The organism is Neoalteromonas facilis (genome assembly GCF_002807665.1).
Lineage (GTDB): Bacteria > Pseudomonadota > Gammaproteobacteria > Enterobacterales > Alteromonadaceae > Alteromonas_E > Alteromonas_E facilis.
In genome coordinates, this window is the sequence record NZ_PEAY01000001.1 from 1,188,997 (window position 1) to 1,201,575 (window position 12,579).

Here is a 12,579-nt window from a genome sequence, read left to right on the forward strand (position 1 = left end):
TTCATATCAAAGCGTTACTTCCCGCTAACACGCCTCAGGATAACCGTCGTAAACACTAATATCGAGCTTCCTATTCGCACTGATTAAACGTTTACTTGTATAAGGAAGCGCAAATTGAATGTCGATTGTATCCTTTTCACCGAACACCACCCGACTTAGCGAAGTGTATGCAAGTTTTCATCAATATGAATCAGAGCATCTCAGCGCCTATCACTCCAAATACTTATTGGCCGCTTTTCGTTTGCGGATCTGCGATGTAGCTTCTAGTAAGGTACTTTTCCCTATTTCAGCTACTCGTGCAATGAGATAATTATTGATCTCAATTTCGAGTTGAGAAAATGAACGACGTTGTTCTTCCGTCAAGCTAGTTAAGAAGTCTTGGATAAAGGAATCGCGTTCAGAGATATGCGCCAACAGCGCTTCGCTGTCGACATCGTCTTCGCACAATAATGCCTCTAACGTAGCATTTATTGCGCGAAGAGCCTCTGGTGTTTCTTGATGGTTAAGTGATCGTTGATTCACACAGCTTGCTGTTTTTGACGCTTAGCTTCATAAGCTTGTTGCTTTGCCTCTTCAGGGATCTGCAACCATGCATCTCGTATGGGTGATAACAGGCTAATCACTTCATCTACAATCTGCAAGCTGTTTTCTACATTGGCATCGGTCAAGCGCTGGACCATGTAGTCATATAGCGAATACAGGTTGTCTGCAACTTCACCACCACTGGACATGTCTAGTGTATCCCTTAAGTTGATAACAATTGCGGTTGCTCGTGATAAATGCTCTGACCTACCAGCTAAGTCCTTCCGCTCCATGCATCCCTTTGCATAGGCCATTTTATCTAACGCCCCTTGCATCAACATTAAAGTCAGCTTATGCGGATCGGCACTTGCTACAGACTGCTTCAATCCACCTTTCTTGTAGGCATTAATACCTGTTAAAGCCATTTATTTTCTCCTTTAACCTATTGATGCTAGTAATGCCTGACCAGTTTGATTCAGTCTAGCCACAGTTTGGTCAAGATTCAGGTACTTATCTCTTAACACCTGCTCATAGCTTAACATGCGAAGTTCAAAACGTTCGCGGTCATCGAACACCTGATCTTTGTCATCTTTAGCAGCCCTCTCACGCGTGCTGAGAATTCCGCTAAAAGATGTATATTGCTCGATAAAGTCGTACAGTCTGGTGGCAATACCCTGATCTTCATCAGAGAATAGATTTGCCACATCATCGAAAGAATCTTCCAGTGCGTCAGTCAATCTATCCTGACCGCTACCGAGGCCGAAATCGAGAGATCCGATTTCGAGCTTGCCGTCCTGATCAATCTCAATACCGATGCCGAACAAACCACCCAAGGCAGAAGACGATACACCGCTACCCACGAGCCCAGCTAGACCGGTTTGAATCCCCCTAACCAGCGAATCTCCAGCTAAAGCACCGTCTTCTTCAAGCTCTGACTCCCCATAACGTGTTAAGGTTTTGATCTCATCAATAATGCTGTTGTAATTTTTAACAAAGGTATTGATTTTCTCTTCTAAACCGGCTTTATCGAAGCCGATGTTTAAATTTGACGTGTTGTAAATCTTTCCGTCAGGATAATTAACCAGATCGGTTGTTTCCGTATAGGTCGAAAGTTCATTCGCTGTAAACGAGACATTTTGAATAGTATTTTCGAATTCATTTGATGCGCTTTGTACTTCAATTCCATCGACACTGGCTATCGCATTTTTGGCCGTCAATATGGGGGAAAGGTACGTCGCCGTTTCTGCTGAATCTGTCGTGGCAACTCGCTCCAGATCAGTTAAATTATTATCATTAACAATGCTGAGATCATTATTATTACCAGTTATGTCTGAAGTAAACACTAACTTGGCACCACCTTCTGCGGTACCGGTTGAAATGATATTGGCATTTACACCAAAATTATTTTCGTTTGAATTAATCTGCTCGCGAAGCTGAGCCAGCGTCATACCGGCAGTCACATTTACTGTAAAGCTGTCGCCAGTATTGCCTACTTTAAACGTCAGCGTCCCACTACCAGAAGAAAGTACCGAATCAGAAGAGCTTGCAAAGCCACCATCAATCGCATTGGCAGTTTCAATCCGACTACCACTCGCTAATTGCTTCACCGCAATCTCATATTCACCTTTCAATGCACTGTTTGATGCCTCCGCTGAAATCGTATCAGCGTCTTCAGTAGGGTTGGTAATCGTGGGTTCACGCTTGTTGATGGCATTATCACGACGCAGTTCGTCCACTGCATCCTGAAAATCTTTCAGCTTTGATTTTATTTGGCCCAAGCCGGAGATTTGAGCTTCAATAGTCTCTTCTCTAGCATCGAGTCTGTCTTGTTTTGGTTTACGTTCTGCTTCTAATAACTGTGTTACTAGATCATCCAACGCTAACCCTGAGCCTACACCCAATGATTGAATGGTCATAAATTACCTCACCTACATACCTTTTTCAGCCAACCAAAACAAAGAAGCCGCAAATCTCCATTTATCGGTGATCTACGGCACTCCTTTTAAACAAAAGCTCACGCTTTGTTTTGAGTTCTGGCTAAACCTGATTGTTAAACAGTACTCCAACACTACTACCGACATCAGTTTGAAATTCTCTTAACCTTTCGGCTAAACGAAGAACTTCATCAGAAGGGATCTGACGAATAACATCGCCACTATCCGCTTCGGTAACAGTCACCACAGATCGCTGTGTATTTTGATCTACAGAAAAGCTCAAGTTTCGATTTTGCGACTGTAAAAATTGCTCAATCTCACGTGAAGCCTGTTCTACTGTTTCCCTATCAGATTGCTGCTCACCTCTCTCAATATCGGCCGTTGCAGAATTATCTTGAGCCTGCGACGGCTGTTCTTGTAAAGGTGTATTGCCAACATTCACCGACGAAGGGTTAGCTTCAGTACCTTGTTCAAGTTCACGAGTGTCATTTGCAGGCACTCGTGTCGAAGCTTCACCATTTGCCAACGATGTTACAGCAAAAGTCTGGCCAATTTGCGAATTAATAGCGTCCACAATCAACCTCCTTTAATCTTCACCATGTAAGTATAGACTATCCAAGCAATGATAACGCAGCTTGAGGTCTCTGATTAGCCTGAGATAAAACAGAGATCGAAGCCTGCTGAACAATCTGATTCCGCGTTAGCTCAGCGGTTTCCGCAGCAAAGTCAGTATCTTTGATCCGTGAGCGGGCAGCCGCCACGTTTTCAGAGATGTTACTTAAGTTACGGATCGTTGATTGGAAACGGTTTTGTAACGCCCCCAAATCCGCGCGAATCCCACCAATTGCTGAAATAGCGGTATCAATCACGCCTATCGCTGCCGAAGCATTTGAGGCAGACGTTACTGATGTATCCGTTAAGCCTAAGCCTGCGGTACTGAAGCTTGTTGCACCTTGTAACTTACCAGCAGACAGGTTAACCGAAATAGTTTGTCCACCTTCCGCGCCGACAAGAAATACGGCTGAGAAACCAGCGTCCAAAAGTTTTACACCATTAAACTCTGTATCTGTTGCAATCCGCGTAATTTCGCTCTTCAGTGCCGACACTTCTTTTTGCAGTGCAGAACGGTCAGACGAAGAGTTAATACCATTTTGCGATTGTATGGCGAGCTGGCGTATACGCTGCAGAGCAATTGTTGTTTCTGCTAAGGCGCCTTCAGCCGTTTGCGTCAATGAAATAGCATCATTCGCATTTCGAACCGCTTGGTTTAACCCCTGAATTTGAGACGTAAGACGGTCAGTAATTTGCAAACCTGCAGCATCGTCTGCTGCGCGATTGATACGAAAGCCTGACGACAAACGTTCAAACGATGTGTTAAGTGCTTGACCAGAGTTGAACAACTGGCGTTGTGCGTTGATCGCAGACACATTTGTGTTGACGTATAAAGTCATGATTTTACCTCCTGGGAAACAGCTTGCTTGAGAGAACCAGCTATTCCTTCCAATCTGAACCCATGGCGTAAACCAAGAGCCCCCTCGTGGTTAAGTGCTACCACACACCCAACCTAAAAAGTAATTAAATTACCCCTCAACTATCAGTATCGGCAGCCCCATAAGGGACTTTAGTTTTTTTTTGCTTTTTTTTGAAAAAAAATATAAGCAGCTGTTTTTACTAAAGAATAAAATCTTAAAGTTTTTCTAAAAGCTGACTTTAAAATTCAAATTTATGCAAATAAACCTGAAGAAGAATGCGAGATATTGCCGCGCACAGGAAAAGAAAAATGAACAGATTTATGAGGAATATGCGGGGTTATTGCAAGCGAATAAACTATTGGCATAGCTTATGCTTTAGTATTTTTGCTCCATGGTGATTAAAATGCCAACGTCAAAGAATTGGCAGATAAAAAAAGGCCGAGTCATAGGACCCGGCCAACTTGCTCACGTTAGGAGATGGAGCAAATTCGGTTTCTGTCGGCTGGCAGGATTATTAGTAGATTTTTAACTGGCCTCTCAACCTTAAATTCTACACTCTCGGTCCTGTTAGTCGGCGTTTTACTTCTTCATTCTAGGATAACTTTTCCTATTTTGCCTTACGGCCGCCGTCCTTGGCGAGGTTGGCCTCTCAGTTCCACCCTCTCGTTCAATTCCTTACTGCAGCAAACTCAACGCGGTTTGTGGCCGCTGGTTTGCCTGTGTTAGTACTGTGGTACTCGCCTGTTGAATAATCTGCCAACGGGTTAATTCTGCCGTTTCGATGGCAAAGTCTGTATCCCGTATGCGGGATCTTGCCGCTGACACATTTTCAGAAATGTTAGATAGATTCCGGATTGTTGACTGAAATCTATTTTGAATAGCACCCAAATCAGCCCGCTTGGCATCAATGGTCGATATTGCTCTGTCGATTGCGGCTAACGCTGATGACGCTTGCGCAGTAGTCAAAACTGATAAAGGCGCGCCATTCATCAGTCCTGAAAAACCATATCCACCTGGGCGAGAAATATTGACACTAATGGTTTGGCCGGCATTTGCGCCAACCAGAAACACTGAAGAATAGTCGCCGCGCAACACATAAATGCCGGCGAAAGAGGTGTAAGCTGCTATGCGGCTTATCTCATTTTTCAATGCTATGACTTCTTTTTCTAAGGCCACACGATCTGCCGACGTGTTGATCCCGTTTTGCGACTGGATCGCTAGGACCCTTATGCGCTGCAAAGCATTAGTCGTTTCAGCTAATGCGCCTTCTGTTGTCTGCGCAAGTGATATCCCATCGTTTGCATTGCGAGATGCTTGGTCTAAGCCCTTTATCTGGGAGGTCATTCGATCACTGATCTGGAGACCTGCAGCATCATCCGCGGCGCGATTAATTCTAAAGCCTGAAGATAACCGCTCAAATGCGGTATTGAGATTGATCCCTGAATCGATCAATTGCCTGCGTGCATTAATTGACGAGACATTTGTATTGACATAAATAGCCATTGGTCTCACTCCTAACGTTTTCTAAAATCGTTTTCCATAGCATGGAAAACATTAACTTCAAGAAAACAATGGATTACCAACCATTATAAAGTTGGCACGACCTATGCTTAGTATATGTGTCTTCTGATTTTGTCAGAATGACATTTTTTGCTAGGCACATGTCGAGCGAAAGACTAAGCTAAACTGAGCGTTTGCTCTTGCTGACTGGCAGGTATGATGTTCCAGACCTCATACCTCTCACTACCTCCTGGCGTTATACTTGTCAGTCGGCAGTCCACGATCAGACGGTTACGTTTTAGCTTACCTTTACTCCCATTGTCTTGTGAAAAATTGCTTACTTACCGGTCGGTTGCAGTCTGCCCCCACATATTGCTATCCGACCGTTTTTTATCTTACTTACCGTGTTGCTAACTGCCCCCGCTACCAGCAACCCTTTCAGACATAATATTCTCCAGAATTCAATAGCTTACTGAAGAAGACTTAATGCTGCCTGAGGGCGCTGATTAGCCTGCGCTAGCACCGTAGTGCTGGCTTGCTGGATAATCTGCCAGCGGGTCAACTCTGCTGTTTCGACCGCAAAGTCGGTATCACGTATACGTGATCGTGCTGCTGACGCATTTTCGGAAATATTACTTAAATTACGAATGGTTGATTGGAAACGGTTTTGAATCGCACCCAATTCAGCCCTTGCGCCACCGATAGCGGACAAAGCCCCATCAACAATAGTGAGAAGTGCTGAAGCACCCTGCACCGTCGCGACTGTTTGGCTTGAATCTAAACCTAAACCTGTGGCACTGAAACCGTTGATGCCAGGGATTTGAGCCGCCGAAATATTGACGGAAATAAATTGCCCACCGTTTGCACCAACCAAAAACGCAGCGGAAAATCCACCGGTTAACAAATCCACACCTGCGAACTGGGTCGTCAGTGCGATTCGGCTTATTTCGGTTTTCAGTGCAGTGACTTCTTTTTGCAGAGCCACTCGGTCAGCCGACGTGTTAATGCCGTTTTGCGCCTGAATGGCCAGCACCCTGATACGTTGAAGAGCCACCGTAATTTCCTGCATGGCACCTTCTGCAACTTGTGCTAACGAAATACCATCGTTCGCGTTGCGCACGGCTTGGTTCAACCCTTTGATTTGGGTTGTCATACGATCTGAAATCTGCAATCCAGCGGCATCGTCTTTCGCACTGTTAATACGAAAACCTGACGACAAACGCTCAAACGCAGTGTTTAGCTGATTGTTTGATGTGAACAGTTGTCGTTGAGCATTCAACGACGACACATTCGTACTCACGAATAATGACATGTTACTAATCTCCTAACGATTTTTTAGTGCCAGACATTATTGTTATTTTTTGACGTCTGGTTTTTGCGGATCGATCACAATGATCAAATCCACTTTTTTACCGAAGCCTTCAGTCTTACGCTGTTGGTCATCAGTCAACCAAGTCCTCTATTGTTATTATTAGGCGGTACTTGGCTCAAAGACTCCGCTGTTATTGTTGTTATTTTGCGAATGCCTTTGTTCTAGTTATCGTGCAGGAAATAATTAAGCTTTAGATAAAAAATAAATAAATTTGGTTTTTCTTTATTTTTCAATTGGATAGAAGATATAAAAATGGCCAGACAATGTCTGGCCAAGCGCTCTTTCGTTAGGAGAGAGTGAGCGGACTCTCAACTGTTTGATTACAAACCAAAAACTACCTCCTGGCGTTACGACCAAACAGTAAAGCTAATAACCAGGTTATTATCCTAGTAACTGTAGTGCAGTCTGAGGACGCTGATTGGCCTGCGACAATACTGTTGTACTTGCCTGCTGGATAATCTGATTTCGCGTCAATTCAGCCGTTTCAGATGCGAAGTCAGTATCTTTGATACGTGAGCGAGCAGCTGCAACGTTTTCAGAAATGTTGCTTAAGTTGCGAATCGTTGATTGGAAACGGTTCTGAAGCGCACCAAGGTCTGCTCGAGCACCACCAATCGCTGACAATGCTTGGTCTACAGCACTAAGCACCGCAGAAGCACCTGCTACGTTAGCAACAGTCGAATCTGCTAGACCTAAGCCCGCAGCACTGAAGCCGTTTACGCCTTGAAGGTTACCTGCAGACAAGTTTACAGAAATATTCTGGCCACCGTTTGCACCCACTAGGAATGACGCTGAGAACGTACCTGTCAATAGATTTACACCGTTAAACTGAGTATCTGTTGAGATACGTGTGATTTCGGTTTTCAGTGCCGACACTTCTTTTTGCAGAGCCAAACGGTCTGCTGAAGAGTTAATGCCGTTTTGTGACTGAACAGCCAATTGACGGATGCGCTGAAGCGCGGTTGTTGTTTCGCCTAACGCACCTTCAGTAGTCTGAACCAAAGAGATAGCATCGTTTGCATTTCTCACCGCTTGGTTTAGACCCTGGATTTGAGACGTCATTCGATCAGTAATTTGAAGGCCGGCCGCGTCATCCGCCGCACGGTTAATTCTGAAACCCGATGATAAACGTTCAAATGATGTGCTAAGCGCATTTGAAGAATCGAATAACTGACGTTGAGCGTTCAACGCTGAAACGTTAGTATTTACGTAAAGTGCCATAAGGGATACTCCTACACTCTCAGTCCAGCGCGCGCTGGCATTCGGTTTTACCCGACAGTTGGTTCAAATTAGTAGAACACGACACCCTTTAATGGGGGTTTCATGAACTGGCTCTCTCGTGAACTGTATCGACGCTATATAAGAACCCTTTAATAAAAAATTGAAAAAAAATTGATCAGGCGGCAAAAAATTGCCGCTTTTTATGACTTAATCGGCTGGTTTAACGGATGTTTTTTTAAATGAAAAAAGTGCAAAAAATATTCAATTTGTGGACTAAACGACTTACCCATGCACACAAGCACTGCGCATTTACCGACCTTATACACTTTAAAAATTCATTGTGGTGTTGCTTTCGCGAGGCAAGCACACATGTCAGTGGTGATGGTTATGTGGTGATTTTACAGTTGGACAATGAAGGCCTAATTGTCAGTCGTTACAAGATCAAACAGCCAAACACTGATTTACGCGACCCTAAACTGAGTATCTCCCCCTGTGGAAAATTGGTGTTACTCGCATATGCGAGATTTTCAAATTCTGATAATCGTACGATACGCACGCAAAACCAGGTGTGGTGGTCACCCAACGGGCTCAGTTGGTCTAGCGCTATCAATTTGGGGATGAATGGATGGTGGTTGTGGCGCATTCGTTGGGCTCAAAGCCAACAATCACAAGCCTATGGCCTTGCCTATAACCGACGCGCGAATCAAATAGACTTATATCATGGCAATCCGTTGCGCTACATGCAGAAGGTAAAGTCAGGGGTTTTGAGTCTGTCGCGTCATGATAAGGGATATCCCAATGAAAGCGATATACATTTGGATAAAAAAGGTAAGATGTGGGCACTAGTGCGTCGAGACGCTGATACATTTAGTGCTCAACTAGGCTTCGCGAATCCTCCGTACACTCAATGGCAATGGCAAGATTTAACCTACTATGTTGGAGGTCCCGCGTGGATAACATGGCGTGACAGCATGATCGTTGCTGGGCGGGCGTGGACAGGTAAACACATGGTTACGCGGGTTTGGCAATTGGATCGTAATAACGCCAAACTCATCCCGCTTATTGATTTACCCAGCGCAGGTGATAACAGCTATCCTGGATTAAGCATCGAAAACGATAATCTATACGTTAGCTATTACTCAAGCCATCAAGATGCTTGCAGTGAAATATATCTAGCATGCATGTCGTTGAACTAAACCTAAATATAATCAAACAACGACAAACTGGTTACGCGCGGAAACGTCGCTAACGCGGCATTCAGTGCCGTTTCTTGTTTGGCAAATTCTGCTGATGCTTTTGCATAATCAACATCTTCAATTGCAGACCTTGCGGCTTTATTTGCAATTTCTAGATCCAAATTGGTTTCTTGAATAGATTGAGCAACGTTCAATCGTCCACCCAGTGATGAATTCTCTAAGCTTAATTGCTCTAAACCATTATCAATTCCCACTAACGCATCATTAATCGCTTCCTTAAAATCGATACCGGCAAGGTCGTCATCTGTGAGAGCTAGAAACATATCATTCAGTGTTTCAGCTAAGTTTTTCTTCTCTGGTGTATTTAGCGTAATGTCGAAACTCGCTCCAACAGCACCGTCAAAGGTAAAGTCCATACCTTCATAACTAATCTTCTCACCGGGTTGGAAATTTAATGTATCCAAGACCGCGCCAGTGCCTACATTAGAAACTTCCACCTGATTGCCTGCTAAAACGGTAAATCTAAAGTCATTGTTTGCAGGTGTAACAGGATCGTAATTATCTTTAAAGAAGTTATCAAATGTCCCCTGTTGTGCGACCAATTTTTCTTCAAATGTGACACCCGCATTGGCAGAGACGGTAAAGTTGTATCGGGCTAACACATTCTCAAATACAGTTTGCCCAGAAGTAGAACTTTGTACGGTTACACTATCGGATAACTGGATGTTGTTTGTTCCGCCATCACCTACAAACGAAATTTTGTTTCCGCTGGCGGTGGGGTTAAACTGGAATGCCTGAGATTCTGATTGGAATCCAGCAAAAATGTATTCTCCACTGGCGTTCTGAGCATTCATAAGATCCAATACTTCATTGCGGATCTGCTCTATTTCTGCACCAATGGCTTTTCTATCGGCGTCGGTTGTAAACCCTGCGCCCGATTGGATCACCAGCACGCGCGCTCGGTTCACTGCATTGTTGATGCCTCGTAACACGGCCTCCTGCTGCTCTAAGGTACTCGCCAGTAAATCATTGTTACGTTGATATTGAGTGATCTTATCCAATTCTTCGGTCAGGCGAACAACCTGTGCCGCACCGACAGGATCATCTGATGGTTTATTGATCCGCTTGCCTGTTGCAAGCTGCTGCTGGGTATCAGATAGCCCTCGCTGATTGTCTAAAATCGAGCGAATGTTCTGATCAAATATTTGATTGGTAGAAATTCTCATGGTTACCTACTCCTACCGCGCAACAGATAAAATAGTATCAAACAAGCTTTGAGCCGTACTCAGAATTCTAGCAGCTGCAGCGTAACTTTGCTGATATCGAATGAGATTAGCCGCTTCTTCATCCAAGCTCACGCCAGAAATCGACTGGTTCCATTCAACAGAATCAGCATGCATAGCCTCTGCCGCACGTAATGAAACATTTGCACTAGCCGCATCTTCACCCACTCTGCTGACGACTGAAGCATATGCTTCATGGAACGTTCTTGGCGTCGATGCGTTATTGCTGCTCAGTTGTACCGTATCAGCTTTTTGCAATGCTGCTAAAGCTAACGCATTTCGATTGTCATTAACACCATCAGTATTGTAAGCAATAGAGAAGCTATCGCCTGGTTGCGCCCTGCCTTCAAGGCTAAAGTCGTACCCAGGGTAATTGTCCAATGCGCTAAATGCCGCTGGCCACCCCGGCGCCGCAGACGCCTGCGCTAATAGATTATTATAGTCAGTCACGCCGTTGACAGTAACAATCAAGTTTCCAGCGCCATCTAGCACTTCAAATGATGATTCTGAGGTAAAAACAATCCCCGCCGGTGCACCAACCAAACCGCCAGGCGCAGATGCAGCGTCATGAATACCACCAGCCCCATCAAACGCAGACGCGGTATTACCTAAGGCACCATCAACCGTCGTATTCGTTACTTTGGTCGACACTAATTGTGCGTCACCCAAGTTATTTATATCGGCATCTACACGGATCGGTAAAGCAAATGCTAAATCTTCAGCTCTTCTTGTCGCAAGGCTCACATCAGAGGCGGCGCGTCGGGTTGGCTGAATTAAAAATTCATTATCAACGGCATAACCACCCGCAGAATCAAAGTTAATTTCAATACCATTAGGCAGTTCAGTGAACCCTGTCGCGTTGATCGCAATTCCGGTATAGACAATGGGGTTATTATTTTCATCAAGCTTGGGAGAGCCATTTGCGTTAATCAGCTCAACTGTGACCTCGTCAGGTACCCCACCCGCAACACTCGTTACCGTGATTTTATAGTCAGCATCTGTCAGCGTATTGCCTGCGCCTACCGTCACTTGTGCTAATACAGATAAGTTGGGATCAGTCCCTGAGTAGGTGAGCCCTTGAAACTGGGGTAAATTAAAAATATCACCACCGAGTTGTTCATCCAAATCCATGCCTAAGCGATTTTGCGCGTTGACAGCATCACCAAACGCCAAAGATAACTGCCCCAGATCACGCTGGGCAGGGTTTAGTACTTCATCGCGATAACGGAACAATCCGCCAATACTGCCGCCAAGTTGATCTTCAAAGATATTCAGCGTGGTATTCTGTTTTGACCCCGTAAAGCTGGTACGTAGTTGTAACTCTTTGAACGTGGGGTCTGCGTCCCCTCCCAATTGGAAAACGTTGAACGAACCATCTTCCAATACCAGAGATTCACCACTGGTGAGGTTTACGACTTTAGATCCGTTTTGGTTCGGGCTTTCGCGCACTTCAATGGAGATTAGGCTAGCAAGCTCATTGATTGCCAGATCACGCTCATTTAATAACGAACCCGGATCGTCGAAACGAGAGTTTCCTTCAGCCACAATAATGGCCTTATTCAGTTCACCGATTGACTGTATTAAAGAATTTGCTCGATCAACCTGAAATTGAAACTCAAGATTTAGCTCTTCTTCTTTATCCAGCATAAAATCAGATAAAGACTGCATTCGACGCAACAATGCTTCGCCTTCACTGAGGACTAAGTCTCTGCTGGCTAAGTTAGTGGGATCATCAGCAGAAGTTTGCAATGACGCAAAGAACTGACTAAGCCCATTGGAAATACTATTGGCTTCATTTGCGAGAACATTATCCAGTGCATCGGTCTTTAGTGTGTATGCTTGAAACTCACCCAGCTGCGTTGTGTCTCGTCGCAACTGATTTTGTGCAAACGTATTAATAACGCGTTCGGTGGTCCCATAATCAACACCACCGACTAGCTGTGATTTAAACTCTGTACGCTCACGCACATACCCTTCTGTATTAACATTCGCAATGTTATTACTGGTAGTGTTTAACGCGCGATTACTCGCGTTAATGCCTGATGTGGCGATGCTAAACAGATCAGTATTGCGGATCAT

Annotated in this window: 11 protein-coding genes; 1 reads left to right on the forward strand and 10 read right to left on the reverse strand. The window is 44.6% G+C overall.

Features of this window, described 5'->3' with window-relative positions; translation table 11 throughout:
• Nucleotides 1-210: 210 nt before the first annotated feature.
• The 8 genes from CSH93_RS05425 to CSH93_RS05460 all read right to left on the reverse strand — a co-directional run bounded on the left by CSH93_RS05425 (nt 211) and on the right by CSH93_RS05460 (nt 8,021).
• Nucleotides 211-522: a hypothetical protein gene (locus tag CSH93_RS05425; RefSeq protein ID WP_100642154.1), complete on the reverse strand. Its 312-nt coding sequence runs from the start codon at nt 520-522 to the stop codon at nt 211-213.
• Nucleotides 519-947 (reverse strand): flagellar export chaperone FliS, encoded by a 429-nt coding sequence (gene fliS / locus CSH93_RS05430; protein ID WP_100642155.1) that lies wholly within the window; start codon nt 945-947, stop codon nt 519-521. The genes CSH93_RS05425 and fliS overlap by 4 nt, the downstream gene beginning before the upstream one ends.
• Nucleotides 948-959: 12 nt before the next feature.
• Nucleotides 960-2,438: a flagellar filament capping protein FliD gene (gene fliD, locus CSH93_RS05435; RefSeq protein ID WP_100642156.1), complete on the reverse strand. Its 1,479-nt coding sequence runs from the start codon at nt 2,436-2,438 to the stop codon at nt 960-962.
• A gap of 121 nt (nt 2,439-2,559) precedes the next feature.
• Nucleotides 2,560-3,030: a flagellar protein FlaG gene (locus tag CSH93_RS05440; RefSeq protein WP_100642157.1), complete on the reverse strand. Its 471-nt coding sequence runs from the start codon at nt 3,028-3,030 to the stop codon at nt 2,560-2,562.
• A 37-nt stretch (nt 3,031-3,067) separates the two neighbouring features.
• Entirely contained in the window at nt 3,068-3,907 is an 840-nt protein-coding gene (locus CSH93_RS05445) for a flagellin N-terminal helical domain-containing protein (protein ID WP_100642158.1), read from the reverse strand.
• Nucleotides 3,908-4,603: 696 nt separating this feature from the next.
• Nucleotides 4,604-5,431: a flagellin N-terminal helical domain-containing protein gene (locus CSH93_RS05450; protein ID WP_100642159.1), complete on the reverse strand. Its 828-nt coding sequence runs from the start codon at nt 5,429-5,431 to the stop codon at nt 4,604-4,606.
• Between the two features lie 466 nt (nt 5,432-5,897).
• Entirely contained in the window at nt 5,898-6,740 is an 843-nt protein-coding gene (locus CSH93_RS05455) for a flagellin N-terminal helical domain-containing protein (protein WP_100642160.1), read from the reverse strand.
• Nucleotides 6,741-7,181: 441 nt separating this feature from the next.
• Entirely contained in the window at nt 7,182-8,021 is an 840-nt protein-coding gene (locus CSH93_RS05460; protein ID WP_100642161.1) for a flagellin N-terminal helical domain-containing protein, read from the reverse strand.
• A gap of 239 nt (nt 8,022-8,260) precedes the next feature.
• Between CSH93_RS05460 and CSH93_RS05465 the strand changes: the two genes are divergently transcribed.
• Nucleotides 8,261-9,217, forward strand: coding sequence for a hypothetical protein (locus tag CSH93_RS05465; protein ID WP_100642162.1), 957 nt, complete (start codon nt 8,261-8,263; stop codon nt 9,215-9,217).
• A gap of 2 nt (nt 9,218-9,219) precedes the next feature.
• Here CSH93_RS05465 and flgL read toward each other — a convergent pair whose 3' ends face one another.
• Nucleotides 9,220-10,443, reverse strand: a complete 1,224-nt coding sequence (gene flgL / locus CSH93_RS05470; RefSeq protein WP_100642163.1) for a flagellar hook-associated protein FlgL — start codon at nt 10,441-10,443, stop codon at nt 9,220-9,222.
• 12 nt (nt 10,444-10,455) lie between these two features.
• A complete protein-coding gene (flgK, locus tag CSH93_RS05475; protein WP_100642164.1) occupies nt 10,456-12,579 on the reverse strand; it encodes a flagellar hook-associated protein FlgK in 2,124 nt (707 codons plus the stop codon).